This window comes from Streptomyces sp. C (assembly GCF_000158895.1).
GTDB lineage: Bacteria > Actinomycetota > Actinomycetes > Streptomycetales > Streptomycetaceae > Streptomyces > Streptomyces racemochromogenes.
Map to the genome: position 1 here is coordinate 2,842,303 of NZ_GG657750.1, position 20,763 is coordinate 2,863,065.

The 20,763-nt window shown below is 73.6% G+C and carries 16 protein-coding genes, 2 tRNA genes and 3 pseudogenes; 10 read left to right on the forward strand and 11 right to left on the reverse strand.

Annotated features, from left to right (window positions below):
• Window positions 1-25 precede the first annotated feature (25 nt).
• Window positions 26-623 (reverse strand): annotated as a pseudogene (locus SSNG_RS12580) (histidine phosphatase family protein).
• Window positions 624-751: 128 nt separating this feature from the next.
• Between SSNG_RS12580 and SSNG_RS12585 the strand changes: the two are divergent.
• The 4 genes and pseudogenes from SSNG_RS12585 to SSNG_RS12600 form a co-directional block, all read left to right on the forward strand.
• Window positions 752-1,915, forward strand: a pseudogene (locus tag SSNG_RS12585) (hypothetical protein); the annotation flags it as partial.
• A gap of 48 nt (window positions 1,916-1,963) precedes the next feature.
• Window positions 1,964-3,536: pseudogene (locus SSNG_RS12590) on the forward strand (hypothetical protein).
• On the forward strand, window positions 3,533-4,867 hold the full coding sequence (locus SSNG_RS12595; RefSeq protein ID WP_007264211.1) for an AAA domain-containing protein: 1,335 nt from the start codon (window positions 3,533-3,535) through the stop codon (window positions 4,865-4,867). Before SSNG_RS12590 ends, SSNG_RS12595 begins: the two are co-directional and overlap by 4 nt.
• A 177-nt stretch (window positions 4,868-5,044) precedes the next feature.
• Complete coding sequence (locus SSNG_RS12600) at window positions 5,045-5,632, forward strand: hypothetical protein (RefSeq protein WP_050779611.1); 588 nt, start codon at window positions 5,045-5,047, stop codon at window positions 5,630-5,632.
• Between the two features lie 19 nt (window positions 5,633-5,651).
• On the opposite strand, the gene SSNG_RS12605 is transcribed toward SSNG_RS12600, so the two are convergent.
• The 3 genes from SSNG_RS12605 to SSNG_RS12615 form a co-directional block, all read right to left on the reverse strand.
• The gene (locus SSNG_RS12605) at window positions 5,652-6,068 is read right to left on the reverse strand and encodes a GNAT family N-acetyltransferase (protein ID WP_042800916.1); all 417 of its coding nucleotides are present in this window, start codon (window positions 6,066-6,068) and stop codon (window positions 5,652-5,654) included.
• Between the two features lie 42 nt (window positions 6,069-6,110).
• Complete coding sequence (locus tag SSNG_RS12610; RefSeq protein WP_007264214.1) at window positions 6,111-6,689, reverse strand: SMI1/KNR4 family protein; 579 nt, start codon at window positions 6,687-6,689, stop codon at window positions 6,111-6,113.
• Window positions 6,690-6,879: 190 nt separating this feature from the next.
• On the reverse strand, window positions 6,880-7,374 hold the full coding sequence (locus tag SSNG_RS12615; RefSeq protein WP_007264215.1) for a MarR family winged helix-turn-helix transcriptional regulator: 495 nt from the start codon (window positions 7,372-7,374) through the stop codon (window positions 6,880-6,882).
• A gap of 136 nt (window positions 7,375-7,510) precedes the next feature.
• On the opposite strand from SSNG_RS12615, the gene SSNG_RS12620 reads away from it, so the two are divergent.
• From SSNG_RS12620 to SSNG_RS12635, 4 genes are all read left to right on the forward strand, one after another.
• Window positions 7,511-8,068, forward strand: coding sequence for an NAD(P)H-dependent oxidoreductase (locus tag SSNG_RS12620; RefSeq protein ID WP_007264216.1), 558 nt, complete (start codon window positions 7,511-7,513; stop codon window positions 8,066-8,068).
• 72 nt (window positions 8,069-8,140) lie between these two features.
• A complete protein-coding gene (locus SSNG_RS12625) occupies window positions 8,141-8,488 on the forward strand; it encodes a hypothetical protein (protein WP_007264217.1) in 348 nt (115 codons plus the stop codon).
• 264 nt (window positions 8,489-8,752) lie between these two features.
• Window positions 8,753-9,346 carry a bifunctional DNA primase/polymerase gene (locus SSNG_RS38635; RefSeq protein ID WP_063749886.1) on the forward strand — a complete coding sequence of 198 codons (594 nt, stop codon included), beginning with the start codon at window positions 8,753-8,755 and terminating at the stop codon, window positions 9,344-9,346.
• Window positions 9,337-9,410, forward strand: a tRNA-Lys gene (locus tag SSNG_RS12635). Before SSNG_RS38635 ends, SSNG_RS12635 begins: the two co-directional genes overlap by 10 nt.
• Window positions 9,411-9,504: 94 nt before the next feature.
• Here the strand turns inward: SSNG_RS12635 and SSNG_RS12640 are convergent.
• Complete coding sequence (locus SSNG_RS12640) at window positions 9,505-10,704, reverse strand: M6 family metalloprotease domain-containing protein (protein ID WP_128637450.1); 1,200 nt, start codon at window positions 10,702-10,704, stop codon at window positions 9,505-9,507.
• Window positions 10,705-11,199: 495 nt separating this feature from the next.
• On the opposite strand from SSNG_RS12640, the gene SSNG_RS12645 reads away from it, so the two are divergent.
• Entirely contained in the window at window positions 11,200-12,951 is a 1,752-nt protein-coding gene (locus SSNG_RS12645; protein ID WP_277752144.1) for an EAL domain-containing protein, read from the forward strand.
• A 78-nt stretch (window positions 12,952-13,029) separates the two neighbouring features.
• Here SSNG_RS12645 and SSNG_RS12650 read toward each other — a convergent pair whose 3' ends face one another.
• Together SSNG_RS12650 and SSNG_RS12655 are read right to left on the reverse strand one after the other, a co-directional pair.
• Window positions 13,030-14,727 (reverse strand): glycosyl hydrolase family 18 protein, encoded by a 1,698-nt coding sequence (locus SSNG_RS12650; RefSeq protein WP_007264221.1) that lies wholly within the window; start codon window positions 14,725-14,727, stop codon window positions 13,030-13,032.
• Window positions 14,728-14,993: 266 nt separating this feature from the next.
• Window positions 14,994-16,139, reverse strand: coding sequence for an LLM class flavin-dependent oxidoreductase (locus SSNG_RS12655; protein ID WP_007264222.1), 1,146 nt, complete (start codon window positions 16,137-16,139; stop codon window positions 14,994-14,996).
• Between the two features lie 263 nt (window positions 16,140-16,402).
• Between SSNG_RS12655 and SSNG_RS12660 the strand changes: the two genes are divergently transcribed.
• Window positions 16,403-17,161 (forward strand): IclR family transcriptional regulator C-terminal domain-containing protein, encoded by a 759-nt coding sequence (locus tag SSNG_RS12660; protein ID WP_007264223.1) that lies wholly within the window; start codon window positions 16,403-16,405, stop codon window positions 17,159-17,161.
• A gap of 98 nt (window positions 17,162-17,259) precedes the next feature.
• Here SSNG_RS12660 and SSNG_RS12665 read toward each other — a convergent pair.
• The 4 genes from SSNG_RS12665 to SSNG_RS12680 form a co-directional block, all read right to left on the reverse strand.
• A tRNA-Lys gene (locus SSNG_RS12665) sits at window positions 17,260-17,333 on the reverse strand.
• A 111-nt stretch (window positions 17,334-17,444) separates the two neighbouring features.
• Complete coding sequence (locus tag SSNG_RS12670) at window positions 17,445-19,151, reverse strand: AMP-binding protein (RefSeq protein ID WP_007264224.1); 1,707 nt, start codon at window positions 19,149-19,151, stop codon at window positions 17,445-17,447.
• Window positions 19,152-19,177: 26 nt separating this feature from the next.
• A complete protein-coding gene (locus SSNG_RS12675) occupies window positions 19,178-19,768 on the reverse strand; it encodes a lytic polysaccharide monooxygenase auxiliary activity family 9 protein (RefSeq protein ID WP_007264225.1) in 591 nt (196 codons plus the stop codon).
• 312 nt (window positions 19,769-20,080) lie between these two features.
• Window positions 20,081-20,763 (reverse strand): SPFH domain-containing protein (locus SSNG_RS12680; RefSeq protein ID WP_007264226.1); only part of this gene is annotated, 683 nt, incomplete at its 5' end.

The following is a 20,763-nucleotide window of genomic DNA, read 5'->3' on the forward strand; positions in this document are numbered from 1 at the left end:
CCGTGCGGGACTTTCGCAACACCCCCTAGCCCTCCAGGTGGCCCGTGTCGTTCCAGCGTTCCAGCGCCGGGGCGCCGTAGGCCCAGCCCAGGACCGACAGGGAGGTGGGGTCCAGGCGGATGCGGGCGCCGAAGGAGGCCTCGAAGCCGAGCCAGCGGGCGGCCAGGGTGCGCAGGATGTGGCCGTGGGCGAAGACGAGGACGTCGCGCTCCGCCGCGCGGGCCCAGGCCACGACCTCGTCGGCGCGCGCCGAGACGTCGGCGACGGCCTCACCGCCGGGGACCCCGTCGCGCCAGATCAGCCAGCCCGGCCGGACCGCCTGGATCTCGGCCGGGGTCATGCCCTCGTAGTCGCCGTAGTCCCACTCCATCAGGGTGTCCCAGGGATCGGCCTGGGCCCCGAAGCCGGCCAGGTCGCAGCTCTCGCTCGCGCGGACCAGCGGGCTCGTGCGCACCTCCAGGCCGCGCAGGCCCGCCCAGGGTTCCCGGGCCAGGCGGTCGCCGAGCCGCTTCGCCCCCAGCCTGCCCTCCTCCAGCAGCGGCACGTCTTTGCGGGCCGTGTGCTTGCCGATTTTTTTTTTATGCCGTCTGGCCGTGGCGGGCCAGCAGGATGCGGGGGGCCATCTGTGTTTCTCCCGGTCCGTGGGGGTTCACCGTCCGTCCATCATCGCCGACGGGGTCACAGGGGCGGGGACCGGACCGTTTCCGCCGTATGACCACGATTGTCAGTGGCGGATGGGACACTTCCGCCCGTGAGCTCCTACCCGCCCGACGGCCCGCCCCAGACGACACTGCGGCAGCGGCTCGCCGACCTGCGCGGCCCCGCCGTGCCGCCCCGCCCGCTCGACGCGCGGGCGCTCGCCGCCCTCGCCGCCAATCCCGGCTGCGGCAGACGGGCCCTGCTCGACGGCGCCGGGGTGGACAAGACCGCGCTCGCGGCCGCGCTGGGCTCCCCCGCCGCCTTCGGGCAGTCGCAGTTCGCGATCGTCCGCGGCAACTCCTTCGAGGCCCGGGTCAAGGGCGACGGCGGAGTGGAGCTGCTGCGGCTGACGCACGCCCGCCTCGGCGGCGGGGCCGAGCCGCCCGGGCCGGACTCCCGGGTGCCGGAACCTGACCGCCGCGGGCCCCGAGGGGGGGGGCCGCGCGAAGGACACTAGACCAAACGAGAGACCCACAACACGGAGAAGTGGACGCTGCTGGACCATCCGATGCTGGCCCTGGAGGTGGCGGGCACCCCCGCGTACCTGGAGCCCGACGCCGTCGTGGTGCACCCCGACGGCCGCTGGACCGTGGTGGAGATCAAGTCGTTCCCGATGATCGACGGGGCCGCCGACGCCGCGAAGGTGGGGGCCGCCGCGCGGCAGGCCGCCGTCTACGTGCTGGCCCTGGAGCAGACCGCCGGGAAGCTGGAGGGCGCCGAGGTCGGCCACCAGGTGCTGCTCGTCTGCCCGAAGGACTTCTCCAACCTGCCCACCGCCGCACTCGTGGACGTACGCCGGGAGCGGGCGGTGACCCGCCGCCAGCTGGAGCGGCTGACCCGGGTGGAGGAGCTGGCCGAGGGGCTGCCGCAGGGGCTGTGCTTCGACCCCGCCCGGCCCGCCGCCGAGCTGACCGAGGCCGTCTCGGCGGTCTCCGCCGCCTACGCCCCCGAGTGCCTCGCCGCCTGCGAGCTGGCCTTCCACTGCCGGGAGCGGGCCCGCGACGCGGGGGAGCCGGCCGCGCTGGGCCGTTCCGTACGGGGCGAGCTGGGCGGTCTGACCACCGTCGAGGCCGCCCTCGCCGCTGCCGCCGGAACGGAAGCCGGCCCCGGCCCCGGCCCCGGCCCCGGCCCCGGCCCCGGCCCCGACGCCGGTCACGGCTCCGACCCCACCGCCGCCGCCCTGCGCGAGGCGGCCCGGCTGCGCGCCGAGGCGCTGGCGCTGGCCGCCGCCCGACCCCCCGTACCAGGCCCCGGAGACCCCCGAATGCCCCTGCTGAGCACCCTGGCCCGGCAGAAAAAACATCCGCGCGGGCCGCAACCTGCCGCTCGAAACCGTGCGGCACCGCCACCTGAGCGAGCGCCCGCTGGTCTTCGTACCGCTGACCACCGCCGGCGAGGCGGGCGCCCCGCTGGGCGCGATGCTGGGCACCGACCGGCACGAGCCGCGGATCTTCGTCATACCCCAGCCCCGCGACCGGGACCTGCGCTGGCGGTTCCTGGCCGACCTGGCCGTGCAGGTGATGGCGTACGTGGACGCGTACGCGGACGTCGTCGAGCCCGCCGAGCGCACCGAGACCGACCCGGAGACCGGCAGGAAGGTCAAGGTCGAGGCCGAACTGTGCGTGGACGCCCCGCAGATCGTCGTGCCGAGCCGGGCCGGCATCGAGTACGTGCGCCTGCTGGGCCGGTCCATGCGGTTCCGCCGGACCGCCGAGGAGGACCCGGAGAACCCCTACCCGGCCCCCACCCAGGTGCCGCTGCTCGGCCGCTGGTTCACGCACCTCGCCGAACGCTCCCGCGTCCCCGGCTCCTCCATGCTGCTGTCCGCCACCGACCTGCTGGGCCGGCACTGGGCCACGGGCCAGAGCGACCTGGAGGACCAGCACCTCGGGGCGCTGCTCGGCTGGATCGACCCGCCGGAGGGCTTCTCGGGCGCCGAGTTCGCGCTGCGCGTGGAGCTCGCGCGGGACGCGGACGGGCAGCTGGAGGTCCCCCCGGCCGGCCCGGCCACCGACCCGGCCTTCGACAACAAGCTGCTCGCACCGGCCATCGCGAAGTTCGACGCCGCCCGGGCGGCCGACGCGAACGGCGACGGGGATACCGCGCGCTTCGCCGAGCGGGCGGTCCGGCGGCTGGTCCTGAGCCAGATGGAGACCGCCTGGTGGCAGACCTGGGCGGCGGTCGACCTGATGCGCACCCTGCCGCCGGGCGGGCGGACCGAGGAGCGCTGGACCCGCGACCGCTGGTCCTTCACCGGCCACCGCGACCGGGTCCGGGCGGGCGAGCCGCCGCAGCCGCGCCGCGACGACGCGGTGACGGCCGCCCAGAAGCTGGCCACGCGGGAGACCGAGCAGGTGCGCCTCGACGCGCAGGAGGCGCTGGACGACCCGCTCGTCATGGCGGGCCGGCGGTTCGCGGGCGAGGCCTTCGCCGGCGAGGTCACCGAGGTGCTGATGGAGTGGTCGGAGGGCAAGCGCCCCCGGCCGCGCCCGCTGGTGACGGTGGCCACCGAGGACCGGCCGCAGCTCGCCGACGCGGGCGGCGGGAAGGTGTTCCGCTCGCTGGACGGGCGGCAGCAGGCCTTCGAGTTCGTGCGGTACGAGGAGGACGGGCAGCTGGTGCTGCGCGTGCTCGACAAGATGGGCGCGGGCCGGGAGCCGGTGGCGGGCTCGGTGCCGGAGAAGGGCGACCGGGACTGCTGGACCCTGTTCGAGCACGACGCGCGCGGCGGCCCGAAGCTGCCGGACCCGGAGCACACCCCGTGGACGCACGGCGGCCCGCCGGGCTCCGCGACCGCCCCCGCCCTGGACGCCGTGACCGACGAGGACCTGTTGTGACCACCGCCTTCGACCCGGGCGCGGCCGCCGACCGGGCCACCGCCGCGATCCTCCACGACACCCTGCACGGCACCGAGCGGGGGGTGGTGGTGGACTCCCCGCCGGGCGCCGGCAAGTCGACGCTCGTGGTGCGGGCGGCCCGGGAGCTGGCCGCCGCCGGGCGCCGGCTGATGGTGGTCGCGCAGACCAACGCGCAGGTCGACGACCTGGTGCTGCGGCTCGCCGAGAAGGACCCGGAGCTGAAGGTGGGCCGGCTGCACAGCAGTGACGGCGACGCCTACGATCCGGCGCTGCGCGGGCTCCCGTCGGTCACCCTGTCGGCCAAGCCGGCGGACCTGGCGGAGCTGCCGGTCACCATCTCCACGGCCGCCAAGTGGGCGTACGTGAAGGCCGACGCGCCGTGGGAGCACGCGATCGTCGACGAGGCGTACCAGATGCGCTCGGACGCGCTGCTGGCGGTGGCCGGGCTGTTCGAGCGGGCGCTGTTCGTGGGCGACCCGGGGCAGCTGGACCCGTTCAGCGTGGTCGGCGCGGAGCAGTGGGCCGGGCTGTCGTACGACCCTTCGGCGTCGGCGGTCTCCACGCTCCTCGCGCACAACCCCGGGCTGCCGCAGCACCGGCTGCCGGTGTCGTGGCGGCTCCCGGCGACGGCGGCGCCGCTGGTCTCGCGCGCCTTCTACCCGTACTCGCAGTTCCGCAGCGGCACCGGCCCCGGCGAGCGGCGCCTCGCGTACGGGGTCGCGGGCGACGGCTCGGGCCCGGACCGGGTGCTGGACGAGGCCGCCGCGTCGGGCTGGGGGCTGCTGGAACTGCCCGCCCGGCACACCCCGCGCACCGACCCGGAGGCGGTGGGGGCGGTGGCCCTGGTGGTGCGCCGGGCGCTGGACCGGGGTGCGGTGACCGCCGACGAACGCTCCCCCGCCCCCACCCCGCTGACGGCGGACCGCATCGCCGTCGGCACCGCCCACCGCGACCAGGCGGCGGCGGTCCGCACGGCGCTGGTGTCGCTCGGCGTCACAGGGGTCACGGTGGACACGGCGAACCGGCTCCAGGGCCGCGAGTACGACCTCACGGTGGTCCTGCACCCCCTCTCGGGGCGCCCCGACGCGACGGCGTTCCACCTGGAGACGGGCCGCCTGTGCGTCCTGGCCTCCCGGCACCGGCACGCCTGCGTGGTGGTGGCCCGGGCGGGGATAGCGGAGCTGCTGGACGACCACCCGTCGGCGGAGCCGGTCCAGCTGGGCGTCACGATCAAGTTCCCGGACGGTTGGGAGGCGAACCACTCGGTCCTGGCCCACCTGGCCGAACACCGCGTCCGCTGGCGGCCGTAGGGGCGGACGGGCAACCGCCCCGCACGCCGGACGGAGTCCGGCACGCCGCCGGAGGCGGCCGGTGAACACAGCCCGGACGGTTGGGAGGCGCCGGCGGCCGTAGGGGCGGAAACCGGGGTGCCCCGGGTGGGCTGGCCGTGCGAGGATCCGGGCCGGTCTTCGAAGGGGGCGGTCCGCATGGGGCTCGACTACGGCTACCAGATCTACCTGCCGGCGCGGAACGTCGCCCGGGCGCTGGGGGAACTCACCCGGCTGGCGCCGCCCGACGACCGGGTGCCGCCGCTGACGGTGACCCTGCCCGGCGGTGAGCGGGTCACCGTCCCGTTCACGTCCGGGTTCAAGAGCGAGCCGGTCGACTGTTCCGCGGGCGGCGAGCTCGACCTCGACACCTCGATCATGTTCGGTGCCGACGACGCGGTGCGCGCGTACGCCGACGGGCACGGCATGGTGCCCGACGGACTCGGGAGGGTCGCGGTGGGGTACGTCTACCTGACGGGGACGTTCGAGTCGCCGCTCCACCCCCGCCACGCCCTGCTGGACTTCACCGCGGCCACCTCCGAGATGAGCCGGCTGTTCGAACGCTCGGCGAGCATCAGGGAGGTGTTCACCGGCCTCGCGGCCGCCTCGGGCGCCGTGTGCTGCCTGCTCGACACCGAGAGCGAGACCTCCCGGGCGACCTGGCTGAACGGCCGCCCCGTCGACGAAGCCGTTCCGGGCATGTTCTCGGAGGGGTTCCGCGATTTCACGGCGACCTGGGACGACTGAGGACCGCCTGCCGGGACGGCTACTGTTCCCCGAACAGCATCCACTTGTCCACCGTCTCCAGCGGCGCGAAGCCCGCCCGGGCGTAGACAGCGTGCGCGTCGGCCGTGGCCAGCATGATGCGGCGCAGACCGTACGGGGCCAGGTGGGCCTTCACCGCCTCGACGAGGGCGCCGCCGAGGCCCTTGCCGCGCGCGCCGGGGTCCACGTACACGTCGCAGAGCCAGGCGAAGGTGGCCAGGTCGGTGACGATCCGCGCGTAGCCGAGCTGGGCGCCCGAAGCGCTGTCGTACGCGCCGAAGTTCAGCGACGAGCCGACGGCCCGGTCGTGGCTCTCGCGGGTGCGGCCGAGGGCCCAGTAGGCGTCCTGCGACAGCCAGCGGTGGACCCGCTCGTTGTCGAGCCGGTCGGGGTCGATGGAGATCTCGTAGCCGTCCATCGGGCCATCCAACCGCGTGCGCGGCGGCCGGGCCAGCGGATATCAGCCGGTGGGACCGCCCCAGCCGGGCGGCAGCAGGTCCCAGGAGGAGCGGCCGAGCCATTCCCCGAAGGTGGCCGGGCGGCCGCCGCCCGCGTGGTCGAGGGAGAGCGGGATGATGCGGTCGCAACTGGCGCGCCCGTCCCACCACATCGTGCCGGCCAGCGGCCCGGAGACCGCCAGCAGGGTGGAGAAGCCGCAGCCGTGCTCCTGGAGGCGCATCGCGCCCGCCGTCCGGCCGTCCTCGAACACCTCGCACTCCGCGTCCCAGGCGTTCCAGGCGGCCGTCATCTCGGCGGGGTCGTCGAAGTCCTCTTCCCGGGGCTCCGCCTCCCACAGCGCGTTGTCGGCCGCCGCGTAGGAGTCGGGGTGCGGGAACGGCTCGGGCAGCAGGTCGCGGCGCAGCTGGTCGTCCCCGGGCCAGCGCCAACCGTCCTCGGTGCGCACCACGCCGAACCCGTCGGTGTCGGGGCCCCGCAGGTAGGCGCGGTACTCGGCGGGGAAGCGGACGCGGAGCGCGCGCTCGGCGTCGGCCACCTCGTCCTCGGTCAACGGCGGGCGCAGGGGGGCGGGTCGGTGCATGGGGCGAGGGTACGGTCTAGGGCCTGTCGTCAAACTCGCGTCGTCGCCCGGAGGGCGGCCCCGCGGCGTCTGGTGCGTGCTCTCGGTGCGCCGGGCGGAAGCCCGCGTACTGGACGTACTTGGCTTTCGCCCGGTGCGGCGAGAGCGCGTGCCAGGCGTCGCGGGGCAGACGGGAGTTTGACGACAGGCCCTAGCCGTCGCGGTCCTTGCGGGTGATGCCGAAGTGGCGGCGGAGGGTTTCGCCGGCGTCGGCGAGGGCGTCCAGCTGCTCCGGGGTGAGGACGTCGATCAGGTGCCGGCGTACGGATTCCACGTGTAGCGGGGCCGCCGCGGTGATGGTGTCCACGCCGTGGCCGGTGAGCACCACTTCGGCGCCGCGGCCGTCGCCGGGGACCTCCTCGCGGGCGACGAGGCCGCGCTGCTGCATCCGGCTGATCTGGTGCGAGAGGCGGCTGCGCGACCACTGCATCAGCACGGCGAGGGCACTGATCCGCATGCGGTGGCCTTCGGTCGAGCCGAGGGCCGACAGGACGTCGTAGTCGGCTTCGGAGAGTGCGCTGTCCGTGTTGAGGTCACGCGCGATCTCCGCGTCGACGAGGGGGAACATGCGGCGCCAGGCGTACCAGGCGTGCTGTTCGGACTCGGTGAGCCAGCGGGGGTGGGCCGGCTCGGGCGCGTCGGTCATGGGAGCAGACTACCGAGTTTGGTGACACATCAACAATGTAGTTGACATATCACGCGGCACAGATTTTCCTAGGTGACACGTCAACAACCAGACTGCGGACCGCACACCCCACCAGAACCCAACGGGAGTTCACGCCATGACCCGCCTGCTCGTCATCTCCGCCGCCACCCGCCCCACCTCCTCCGGACGCCCCGTCGCCGAGTGGGTCGTCGGCCAGGCCCGCGACCACGGCGCGTTCGAGGTCGCCCCGGTGGACCTCGCGGAGCTCGCCCTGCCCTTCCTGGACGAGCCGGAGTACGCCTCCACCGGCAACTACGCCCACCAGCACACCCGCGAGTGGAGCGCGATCGTCGACTCCGCCGACGCGGTCGTGTTCGTCCTGCCGATGTACAACGGCGGCTTCACCGCCCCCTTCAAGAACGCCGTCGACTTCCTCTACCGCGAGTGGCAGGGCAAGCCGGTCGGCCTGGTCAGCTACAGCGCCGGCGGCACCGGCGGCGCCCCGGCCGCCCGGATGCTGCTGCCGGTGCTCACCCAGCTCGGCATGCTCCCCGCCGAGCGCTCGGTGGCGATCGCCGGCATCAACGGCCTGGTCGGGGACGGGGGCTTCAACGCGCCCGAGGGCCTGGCCGCCGAGCTGGCGGGCGTCCTGGACGACGTCGCGGCGCTGGTGAAGGAGCGCGTGGCGGCCTGACTCCCGGCACCCTTGCGCGACGCTGGACAATGGAGGGTGGCCCAGGATCCGGAGCGCAGCAGGAGGACACGCATGGCAGAGCCCGAGCGGACCGAGCGGAGGCAGCGGCCCGCACCGCTGCTCTTCGAGCCCTCGGAGGCCGCCACGGACCCGGAGCACTTCTTCGACCTGGAGTCGATCGAGGACCCGCGCGAGCTGCTGACCCGGGCCACCGAGCTGACGCTGGCCTTCCGGGCCGCGCAGGACCGGGCGGTGGAGTTCCAGGCCCTGGCGGCGGCCCAGCTGGCGGACCCCCGGCGCTTCGACCGGCTCCCGCCGGAGGCCATCGCCGCGATCGCGGAGTGGACCGAGGACTACGCCCGCAAGATGATCGAGTTCGGCGAGGACCTCCAGCGCGGCACCACGCCCGACACGGTCTAGTCGCACGGGACGCAGGACGCCGGGCCCGGGCCTCCGGTCTCCGGTCGTCGGGGTCCGGGCGGCCGGGCTTGCCGCGGGCGGGCCCCGGGCGGTTGCGGCTCCACCCCGGCCGGGCCCCCGCCGCCGGAGCACTGGCCGGGGGTCGGGCAACCGACGGGGGCCGAACGGCATATGCGCGGCGCAAGATACCCCAGGACCGCCCGCCCCGTCCCGGTTTTCGGTAACTCCGTGAAAGCGTCACACTACGCCGGGTACACCTGGCATATGACGACCCTGACGACGGCCGCCGGCTGCCCCGCCCTCGACGGCCCCGACGCACGCACCGCGCCCGCGACCCAGGTCACCGCACAGGGCGCCGCCTGGCTGGCTTCCGCTTCGGCGCACCCCGGAGAGACCCTCGCGGCCTGGCAGGCGCGGCCCGCCTCGCCCGCGGTACTGCCCTGCGGGACCGCGTTCGACGTCGTCAACGTTCCGCTCGTGCTCGGCCGCCGGATGCTCGACCTGCTCTGGGAGCGGGGGCCCGGCTCGGGACCGGCCGCCGTCCACCGCGGCCGGATGCTGCTCTTCGCCGCCCCCGGCACCGCCCAGCGGCTCCCGGCGCTGCTCGCCTGGGAGGAGTGGGGCCCGGCCGCCCCGGCACCGCTGTGCCACGGCCACGGGGACGCCGTCACCGTGCCGCCGCTGGCCGGAACCCCCGGGCCGTCGCGGTGGCTGGTGGCCCCGGACACCCGGCTGCCCTGGCTGCCGGGGCCGGACTCCCTGCTCTGGGCCTTCCTGCACGCCGCCCGCGGCCCGGTATCGATTTTTGGTTCGGCCGAAACGCCTGCTAATGTCTACGACGTCAGCAGGCGCCGCTAGCTCAGTTGGTTAGAGCAGCTGACTCTTAATCAGCGGGTCCGGGGTTCGAGTCCCTGGCGGCGCACAGACGGGAGAAGGCCCCCGCTCTTCGGAGCGGGGGCCTTCTTCGTGTGCGGGAGGGTGCGGGAGGCGTGCGGGAGGGTGCGGAACCGTCCCCTTCAGGTGGTGATCTTCACCGTGTAGGCGCCCGACTGGGTCCGGTCGGCCACCTCGATCGTGATCCGCTCCCCCGGGACCGTGAAGGTCTCCCCGACCTCCAGCGGCGCGTCCGCCAGCGGCGGGTACACCGAGCGGTCCCAGCAGGCCTCCGTGCGGGGGTGGCCGTCGAGCACCTCGATCGGTCCGCCGCCCGAGGCCGCCTCGTTGCGGACCCGGTAGACCAGGACCCCCTCCGTGCAGGTGTCCCCGTCGTTGCCGGCGGAGCCCCGCGCCTCGACCGCGATCGCGCTGCCGGGACCCGTACGGATCACCGCGAGCCGGGTGCCGCCCGTGCCGCCGGGCGGCGGGACCTGCGACAGCGGCTGGAGGGTGTGCAGCGAGGTGCCGGACCGTACGCAGTCCACCTGGGCGGGATCCAGCCAGCCCAGCTTCCACTTGTGCCAGGCGAACAGGTCCGGGGACATCCCGAACTGGCTGCCCATGACGTCCCAGTCGCCGACGTAGGTGTCCCAGTCGCCCTTGCCGTCCGTCGGGCGGTGGTAGAGGTCGGGCAGGTCGAAGACGTGCCCGGTCTCGTGCGCAAGGACGTTGCGGTCCGGCGGGTGCTGCTCGAAGACGGTCACGATCCGCCGCAGCTCCGCGCCGTCCGCCACGATCGGGCGGTCGAAGTTGACGACCTTGGTGGCGTCGGAGTCCACGCCGGGGGCACCCGGGTCGGCGACGAAGTACACGACGTCGTACGCGCTGAAGTCGACCAGCGGATCGGCGGCCGCGACCGCGTCCCGCAGGTAGGCCGCCCGGTCCTCGGGGGCCCAGTCGCGCTGTATCCCGTACGCGGTCGCCGGCCGGGGCATCCGGATCCACCGCTCCTGCGGGTGCGGGACCAGCCGGAACCGGCCGTAGGAGGCCCGCTCGAAGAAGTCGCCGGTCGCCGGGAAGTAGTCGGCCGTCAGCTCCCGGGGCGTCACGGCGGCGCGGTGGCCGGGGAAGGAGAGGAAGACCATGACGGCGTTCAGGGTGCGCTCGGGCTTGGGGTAGGCGGCGTTCCAGGTGTCCACGCCGAGGGAGTGGTGGGCGGCCGTCCGCGTCAGCGCGCAGGGGCCGGCGGCGGCGGTGTCGGCCGCCACCGCCGGCCCCGCGACGAGCGACATGGCGGCGAGCGCCGTCAGGGAGGTGAGCGCGGCGGCCGTACTTCGCATGCGGGAGCGGTCCACTCCCCCGGGTGTCTGCTCTCGCCGCACGTCGACCTCCCGGTGGTGGATTCGTCCCGTCCCATCCACCTTGAGGCGATTGTCTGACTAATGTCCTGTTCCGGTGCCCCACATGAGTGAGCGGTACGGCAAGCCGGTGACCCCGGCCCTTGACGCCCATCGCTACAGAACGTCACGCTCGATCACGTGAGAACAGTCGCCGTCACCAGGTGTTCACAGGTGTGCGCAAACGGTCGCCCGGCTGCCGCCCGACACCCCGTCAGCACCTCCCCCCGAAGACGTCAGCACGGCGACGAGCCCGGCCCCACACGGCGACGCCGCTGGATAGGGCCTCCCGGCAGCCTCTATGATCGGCACACTTTCCTGCGCGGACACCCACGAACACAGCGGGAGCGAACGGTGAGCGGAACCTCAGAGGAGACCGGTTCGGCGGCCGAGAGCATCCGCCCGGCCCTTACGGAGCGTCACCCTGCGGTGTCTGTCGTGCCCGAACCCCGCGACTACCGCGCCGCCTTCGACGCGGCCCACCTCGCCATGGCCGTCGTCGGCCGCAGCGGCGAGGTGATCGCCGCCAACCGGGCCCTGGCCGCCCTCCTGGGCGCCGAGCCGCACGCCCTCGCCGGGCAGTGCGCCGCCGACCTGGTGGACCTGGCGGCGGAGGCCCGCACCTGGCAGGCCTACCAGGAGGTGCTGCGCGGCCGGCAGGCCCGGCTGCGCTGCACCCGCCGCCTCAAGCACCCCGACGGGCACTCGCTGTGGACCGAGGTCACCCTGGGCCCGGTGACCGGCACCCCGGACGTCCTGCTGTCCGTCGCCGACATCAGCGACCGGCGCGACCTCCAGGCCCGGCTGCGGCACCTCCAGATGCACGACCCCGTCACCCGGCTCCCCAACCGGGCGCTGTTCTTCGAGCGGCTCTCGGCCGCCCTGGAGGCCTCCGCCTACGGCACGGGCGGCACCGGCCGGATCGGCCTGTGCTACCTGGACCTCGACGGCTTCAAGGCGGTCAACGACACCCTGGGCCACCGCGTCGGCGACCGGCTGCTGACGGCCGTCGCGGCCCGGCTCACCCAGTGCGCCGACCAGTCCGGGTACGGCCGCTCGGGCGGACACCTCGTCGCCCGGCTCGGCGGCGACGAGTTCGCCCTGCTGGTCGAGGACTCCACCGGAACCGAGCAGCTCGCGGAGCTGGCGCGCAGCGTCCTGGCCGCCGTCCAGGAGCCCTTCGACCTGGCCGGGCAGCGGCTGTCGGTGTCCGCGTCGATCGGCGTGGTCGAGCGGGACGCGGCCGGCACCTCGGCGACGGGGCTGATGCAGGCGGCGGACACCACGCTGTACTGGGCGAAGGCGGACGGCAAGGCCCGCTGGACCCTCTTCGACCCCGAGCGCAACGCGCACCGGATGACCCGGCAGGCGCTCTCGTCCAGCCTGCGCCCGGCCGTGGAGCGCGGGGAGTTCGAGCTGGAGTACCAGCCGCTGGTGGACCTGGAGAGCGGGGTGGTGCGCGGGGTGGAGGCCCTGGTCCGCTGGAACCACCCCCAGTTCGGCATGCTGACGCCGAATCGGTTCATCGGGATCGCCGAGGAGGACGGCTCGATCGTGCAGCTGGGCCAGTGGGTTCTGCGCACGGCGTGCCGGCAGGCGCGGCGCTGGCAGGTCGAACAGCCCAGCGACTCGCCGGTGTTCGTCTCGGTGAACGTGGCGGTGCGCCAGGTGTGGGACTCGGACCTGGTGGGAGACGTGGCGGAGATCCTCGCCGAGACCGGCCTCGCCCCGCAGCTGCTCCAGCTGGAGCTGACGGAGTCCGCGGTGATGGGGTCGGCGGGCCGGCCCCTGCAGGCCCTCCAGGCGCTGAGCGACATGGGCGTGCGGATCGCCATCGACGACTTCGGGACCGGCTACTCGAACCTGGCCTACCTGAGCCGGCTCCCGGTGTCGGTGCTGAAGCTGGACGGCTCCTTCGTACGCGGCTTCCGCTACGAGGAGGGCACCCACCCGAACCCGGCCGACGAGACCATCGTGGAGGCCCTGGTGCAGCTCGCGCACCGGCTCGGCCTGACCGTCACCGCCGAGTGCGTGGAGACGGCCGGGCAGGCGGCCCGGCTGCGGCGGGTCGGCTGCGACACCGGGCAGGGCTGGCTGTACTCCCGCGCGGTGGCCCCGGAGCGGATCGCGGAGATGATCGCGCCGCCGCCGGGGGCCCGGTTCGCCACGGGAACCACCGAAACCCCTTAGGGAACCGGAACCGGAACCGCCCCGCCCCTCGGGAGGAGGGGCGGGGCGGTCCGGCGCTCGGCGCGGGGTGGGGGGAGATCAGCAGGCGCCGAGGTCCTTCCAGACACCCCATTCACCGGTGGTGCCGGGCACCTCGTTCTGCGTCCACCACTGGGCCTTGTACTTGCGGCCGTTGTGCGAGACCTCGTTGCCGGCGGTGTAGACCGTGCCCGGGACGTAGGCCGGGACGTTGCCGCAGCCGGTGGTCGGGGGCGTCGTCGGCGGGGTCGTCGGCGGCGTGGTGGGCGGAGTGGTGGGAGGCGTGGTCGGCGGGGTGGTCGGCGGCACGGTGGTCCCGCCGAGGGCGTCCGAGATCTGGTTCAGCAGCGTGGTGTTGTTGTCCAGGCCGAGGAGGGAGTACATCATCGCGCCGGCCAGACCGCGCTGCTTGCCGTAGTCGACCCGGGCCTGGATCGACTTCTGGTTCAGGCCGGTGAAGAACTCGCCGTCCTTGTAGAAGTAGGAGGCCTTGGCCTGGTCGTCCCAGTAGGTCGTCGCCGGGTTGTCGACGATCCCGCCGAGCTCCTTGTAGTTGGCGATGCCGGCCTGCTGGCTGGTGGGCCGGGCGCCGGAGGCGCCGGTGGCGGGCTGGGCCAGGCCGCCCGCCGCGCCGGCGGGGACGCCCTTCCAGCCGCGGTAGTAGAACTCGTAGCCCAGGGTCAGCTTGTTGGCGGGGAAGCCGCCGGTGATGCCGTAGGCCGGGTTGCCGTCGATCCAGGAGTCGATGGCGTTGTCGATGCTGTACTTCTGGGTGCCCGGGGCGATCGGGTCGGTCGGGTCGTTGGTGCCGGAGTACAGCGGGGACTGGTGGTACGTCGGCCCGTCGCCGTCCCAGGCGCCGTGCATGTCGTACGTCATGATGTTCGCGTAGTCGAGGTACGCGCCGATCTTGTCCGTCTCGATGTACTTGATCTTGTCCTGGCCGGCCGGGAGGGCCGAGGTCAGCAGGTACTTCTTGCCGCCGTTGGCCTGGCCGTAGGCGTCGAGCTGCTCGCGGAACTCCTTGAGCAGGAGGGTGAAGTTCTGCTTGTCCTCGGGGGCGTAGTGGTTGCCGAGGTGGCCGCCCGACGAGCCCGGGTACTCCCAGTCGATGTCGATGCCGTCGAAGATCCCGGCCGCGGTGCCGGGGCCGCCGTAGCCGTCGGCCTTGGGCAGGTTGCCCTTGATGTACTGGTCGATGCAGGAGGAGACCAGCTTCTTGCGGGAGGCGTCGGTCTTGGCCGCGTCGCTGAAGTACTTCGAGTACGTCCAGCCGCCGAGCGAGATGTTGATCTTCAGGTGGGGGTACTTGGCCTTCAGCTGCTTGAACTGGTTGAAGACGCCCACGATGGGCTGGTCCCACTTGTCGGCGGCGCCGCTGACGCTGTCGGCCGCGCTGAAGGACTTCTGGTAGTCGGCGTACGAGTCGCCCGCGCCGTCACCGGCGTTGGGGTTGTTGTCGTCGCCCGCCGCCTTGTTCGCCTCGAAACAGGTGAGGTCGGTGGGGTGGATGTTGCCGAACGAGTAGTTGATGACGTCCAGCTTCCCCGCTATGCCCCGGGTGTCGAGGTGCTTGGGGTAGAACGCGTTGCCGTACACGCTCCACTGGTCGTAGTAGGCGATCCGCACGCCGCCGGCCGCGGCGGTGGAGGAGGCGTCGGCAGCCTGTGCGGTGCCGAGTCCCGCGAAGGTGGCCAGCGCTCCGGCTGCCAGCGCGGCCGTGGCGGCGGCCGCGATGAGGGGTTTACGGATGTGCATGAACTGCCTCCGTGGGGGTGGGAGGGGAGGGCGTCAGCTGTAGGTGAGAGAAGTGATAGCGATCACCCGGCGCCCCAGTCAATGGTTTGGACCAAAGAAGGACTAGACCACTCGGCGACCAAATGCCCTCGTCAGAGACCTGAGCGCACACCAAAAACCGCCCGCCACCCCGGGTGACGAGCGGTTTAAGGCTCCGTTAGGTCATGCTGCGGCAAGGTTTCGGCAACAAACCAGCCAAACGCCGTTCTCCGTGGATCCGGCCCCGCTCAGCGCGTCGTCAAGGGATCCGTCGGCATCCCGTACGCATTGGCAACGAGCCCGTAGGAGCGGATGCGGGCGGCGCCGCTGTGGGCGCTCGCGGTCAGCATCAGCTCGTCCGCGCCCGTCCGCTTCACCAGGGCGTCGAGCCCGGAGCGGACCTCGTCGGCGGTGCCGTGGACGATGTTGGAGAGCCAGGAGTCCACGAACTCCCGCTCCGCCGGCGAGAAGTCGTACGCCGCCGCCTCCTCGGGCGTCGGGACCAGCCCCGGCCGGCCGCTGCGCAGCCGGAGCATCGCCAGCGCGCCGGCGAGCGCCTGCGCGCGGGCCTCGGCCTCGGTGTCGGCGGCCAGGGCCGAGACGCCGATCATGGCGTACGGGGCGTCCAGCACCGCCGACGGGCGGAAGCTCTCGCGGTACAGGTCCAGCGCGGGCAGGGTGCCGGCGGCGGAGAAGTGGTGGGCGTACGCGAAGGGCAGGCCCAGCTCTCCGGCCAGGCGGGCGCTGAAGCCGGAGGAGCCCAGCAGCCAGAGCGGCGGCCGGGCCGCGGGCCCCTGTACCGGGCCGGGCACGGCGTGCACGCGCGAGTACGGGTGCCCGTCGGGGAAGTCGTCGTCGAGGAAGCGGGTCAGCTCCGCGAGCCGCCGGGGGAACTCGTCCGCCGCCTCGTCCAGCCGCCCGGGCCCGCGCAGCGCGGCCGCCGTACGCGGGTCGGTACCCGGCGCCCGGCCGAGCCCGAGGTCGATCCGGCCCGGGGCCAGGGCCTCCAGGGTGCCGAACTGCTCGGCCACGGCCAGCGGGGCGTGGTTGGGCAGCATGACCCCGCCGGAGCCGAGCCGGAGCCGGGAGGTGTACGCGGCGAGGTGGGCCAGGATCACGGCCGGGGAGGAGCTGGCGACCCCGGGCATGGAGTGGTGCTCGGCGACCCAGTGGCGGTGGTAGCCGCGGGACTCGGCCTGCCGGGCGATCTCGACGCTGGTGCGCAGGGACTCGTGGGCGGTGGAGCCGCTTCCGACGGTGACCAGGTCGAGCACCGACAGCGGCACGGGCGCCTCGCCGCGCGCGGTCCCGCGGACCGGGTCCTGGACCGGCCCCCCTCGCGGATCCTCCGGCTGCCCGCCCGTGCGCCGGCCCGTGTCCCCGGTGTCGCTCATCGTCGCTCCCGTCCCGTCCCGCTCGTGCGCCCGCGGCGCCCCGTACGCCTCGTACGGCGTTCGTACGAAGAAGTCGAACGGGATGTGCTCGCCGGGCATTCCCGGCAGACCGGGGCACGCCCGTGCCAGTGGCATATGCCGGTCGAGTAGGCCCAGGCGGGGGGACTCGATTGCGCCATCAATCTCATCAACACACGCTCCACGTGGGCCTCTTGATGGCTATCGTGGTAGAGCAAGCGGTAACAACCTGGTAGGGGGAAACCGTGGCGCTGAAGCCCGAGCCGACCGCGCCGTTCCACTCGGTGCAGTACGCCCTGCGCGTACTCGAAACGATCTCGCGGCACACCGGCGGTGTGACCGACGTGCAGATCGCGCGTGAGACCGGCCTGCCCGCGGTCCATCTCGCCCCGATGCTCCTCATGCTGCGGCGCGAAGGGTACGTGCTCCAGGTCTCGGACGGCGCCTACGCCATAGGGGACTCCCTCGTCCTGCTCGGCTCCGGCATGGACCGGCAGCAGGCCCTCCAGGAAAAGCTCCAGGACACCCTCGACAAGCTGCGGGACTCGGTCGGCGCGGCCGTCTACATCAGCCGCTACGTGGACGGCGAGGTCCGCATCACCCAGTTCGCGGACAGCCCCCGCACGCCGAAGGTGCACGAGTGGGTCGACTTCCGCTCGGCCGCCCACGCCAGCGCGGTCGGCAAGTGCCTGCTGACCCAGCTCGACCTGAACGGGCGGCGCGACCACCTGTCCCGGCACAAGATCGCCCGGCTGACGTCGAAGACGATCGTGAACGAGCGGATCCTGTTCTCCAAGCTGGACGCCCAGCCGGCCACCGTCCCCGTCCTGGACCTCCAGGAGTACGCCGTCGGCACCGTCTGCGCGGCCGTCCCGATCACGGCCGGCGCCGCCGTGGGCTGCCTCGCCCTGTCCATGCCCGTCGAGCACGCCCACCGGCTGCGCGCCGCGGCCGACACCCTGAACCGCAAGGCCGCGCCGCTGCTGCTGTCGCTCACGCTCTGAGGACTCCCGAGACTTCCCAGGCTCCCGCGTGGTGGCCGGACGGCCCGGAAAACACTTCGGGCGGTTCCCGGTGAACCGGAAACCGCCCGAAGGACAGGTGCGCCGCCAGGGACTCGAACCCCGGACCCGCTGATTAAGAGTCAGCTGCTCTAACCAACTGAGCTAGCGGCGCCTGCTGACAGAGAAAATACTACCCGGTCCCCAGGGGTGCTCCAAACCAATGGCCCGGGCACCGCCCGGCGGCCCCTCGGCGGTCCGGTCGGCGGTCCGGTCGGCGGTCCGGTCAGCGGTCCAGCAGCTCCCGGCGGCCCTGGGCCTCGTACGCGGCCAGCAGCGCTGCCAGGTCCTCCCCGTCGAGCGGGCGGTAGGCGCCGCCGGTCCGGTGCCAGACCGGGCCGGGACCGAGGAAGCCGGCCCGGCGCAGGGCCACCCGGTGGATCTTGTTCGTGGCGGTGACGGGCAGCTCGTCGAGGATCCGGACGTAGCGCGGGGCCATCTTCGTGCCGAGGTCCGGCTGCGCGGCGAGGAAGGCGGCGAAGGCCTCCGGGTCGAAGCCGGCGCCCTCCCGCAGGGCCACGGCGGCCATCACCTGGTCCCCCGCGACCTCGTCCGGGACCGCGTACACGGCGACCGCGGCCGCCGCCTCCCAGCGGGCCAGGACGTTCTCGATCACCGCGGCGGCCAGGTTCTCGCTGTCGACCCGCAGCCGGTCGTCGGTGCGGCCCGCGAAGTAGAGGAAGCCGTCGGGGTCCCGGAAGAAGAGGTCGCCGGTCCAGTACCAGCCTCCCCGGGTGCGGGCCGCCTCGGCGTCGGGATTGCGCCAGTAGCCCTCGAAGGGGCTCCGGCCCCGGTTGACGAGCTCGCCGATGGCCTCGTCCCCGTTGAGCAGGCGGCCCCGCGCGTCCAGCCGCGCCGGCGGGCACTCGCGGCCCGTCTCCGGATCGACCACGGCCAGGTCGTCCCCCGGGGCGGCCCGGCCCAGCGCGCCCTCCGGGGTGCCGGGGCCGCGCTGGACAGAGGCGCCGCCCTCGGTGGCCCCGTACCCCTCGACCAGCCGGACCCCGAACCGTTCGGCGAAGCGGGTCGCGTCCACCGCGCCCGCCTCGGTGCCGAAACCGAGGCGCAGCCGGTGCTCGCGGTCGTCGGGGCGGGGCTCGGTGGCCAGCAGGTACTGCACTGCCCGGCCGACGTAGGTGAAGTACGTCGCCCCGTAGGCCCGTACGTCGTCCAGGAACGCGGAGGCCGAGAAGCGGCGGCGCAGGGCGACGGGGGCGCCTGCGGAGAGGGCGGGCAGCCAGTCGGCGATGACGGCGTTGCCGTGGAAGAGCGGCATGCAGACGTAGTGGACGTCGTCCGGGGTGACCGAGAAGTGCCGGGCGAGCGATCCGCCGGCGGCGGCGAGGCGGCCCTGGCTGCAGACGGCCGCCTTGGGGGCGCCGGTGGAGCCGGAGGTGAAGTAGAGGAGCAGCCGGGTGTCGGGGCGGGGGCCGCCGGGGCGTACGCGGGCCTCGCCGGGCTTCGCGGCGGCGTACGGGGCGAGCAGGGCCGCGTACTCCTCGGTGCCGGTCACCAGGAGGCGTACGCCGGGCAGGTCGAGGCCGCGCAGGAGGGGGAGGTGGGCGGGCTCGGTGACCAGGATCCGGCAGTCGGTGTGCAGGATGTCGCGGGCCAGCTCGGGGCCGCGCCGGGTGGGGTTGATCCCGGCGACGGCGGCCCCCGCGAGGGCCGCCGCGCCGAGCCAGGAGGGGAACTCGGGGGTGTTGTCGAGCAGCACCCCCACGTGCGGCTCCGCGGCCGCCGGCAGCAGGTCGGTGAGGAGCGCGGCGCGGGCGGCCGCCTCCTGGGCGGTCCGGTGGCGGCTGAGGACGGTGGGTCCGGCGCTGTCGGCCGCGCCGGCCCCGTACATCAGTCCCGGCCGGTGGTCGCCCCACTGGCGCGCGACGAGTTCCGCGACGGTCTCGGCGGCATCGGGTGCTGTCGTGGTCCGCATGCCGCCGGAGGTTAGCTGACGTCCTGTCAGAACTGAACGTCGGAGCAGGCGTAGAAGGCCATCGGGGTGTCGTTGACGGTCCAGACGGCCAGGATCATGTGCCGCCCCGTCTTGCCGGCCGGCATGGAGCCGCGGTGGATGGTGGTCATGTCCGGGCGGCCGCCGTTGTAGGGGACGACGAGGAAGGGCTGCGGGTCGAGGGAGGCGCGGGTCAGGGGCTTGGTCGGGTCCCAGCCGTTCTTGGTGACGTAGTACTTGAAGTCGGTGGTGGAGTGGTTGGCGGTGAACTGCCAGCGGAAGTCGAAGGGCTGGCCGGAGTTCACGCGGGTCGCGGGCCAGTTGCCGCCGCGCGGGTCGTCGAGCTGGGCGAACTCGGCGTGGCCGCCGGCACATATCTTCCCGTCGGCGGGACCGGCCGCGGGGAAGCCCTTGTAGCCCTCGACGCTCTGCGGCTCCCACTGGATGGGCCCGCAGTCGGAGACCGTCCTGTTGGCGCAGAGCTTCTGCCGGCTGATGGGGGTGTCGGTGTAGCCGTGGCCGCTGGCGCTGGGCGCGGCGAACAGTGCGGCGCCGGCGAGGAGGCCGAGACCGGCCGTCGCGGCCGCGCCGATGCGCAGGGGGCGCGGGGGCCGTGTGGACGGCGAGGGCCGTGAGGGCCATGAGGGCCGCGAGGGCCACGAGGGCATGCGGAAGGAAACGCATGGTGCTCCTTGGGGCGTGGGGGGGAGGGGGATTCCGGGCGGGGACGTGCGCGCGCGTGGGGATCGACCCTGGCGGGCCGGTGGGGATTGCGGCTCCGAGCGGCGGTACTAGGTCTAGACCAAGTCCCACAGTATTGACGGGAGTTGGCCATGTCTATACCAATGCGAAGACGGGTGGTCCGGTCATTACCGGCCACCCGTCTTCGTGTGGTGCCCCCGTGACGGCTGTTACTGGTCGGACCGCCCCGTGTAGAAGGCGACGGTGAGGTCCTTCACCAGGGCCTTGCGCTCGTAGTCGTCCAGCTCCACGATGCCGCGCGAGGTCAGCCGGTGCACCGTGTCGTCCACGGCGTCGACCACCGAGGTCAGCACCGTGTCCCGGTGCTTCGCGTCGATCGCGGCGACCCGGCGGCGGCGCATCGCCTCCGCGACCTCCGGCGCGTACTCGATCCGGGTCGGCTGGGCGGAGAACACCTCGATCCCCACCGCCTCGGTCTCGGCCGCCACCATGCGGGTCAGGGCGTCGCCGACGGCCTCGGCGTCGCGCAGGGTCGGGGCGTCCTCGTGGAAGGCGTCGGCCGGCAACTGGGACAGCACCCGGGCCATCGCCGACTCGACCTGCTCGGCCAGGTAGTCGATGTGGTCCTCGACGGCGAGGGTGGCCCGGGCCGTGTCCTTCACCTGCCAGACGACCTGCACCACCACCTGGAGGGCGAGGCCGCCGGAGTCCACGGCGGCCATCGGCTCGCTGCGCCAGTGGCGCAGCCGTACGTCGACCCGCTGGCGCAGCAGGAGCGGGCTGATCCAGGTCAGGCCGGTACGCCGGACCGTGCCGCGGTAGCGGCCGAAGAGGGTGAGCACCCAGGCGTGGCCCGCCTTGGCCCGGCCGAGGCCGCCGAGCGCGAGGAGGG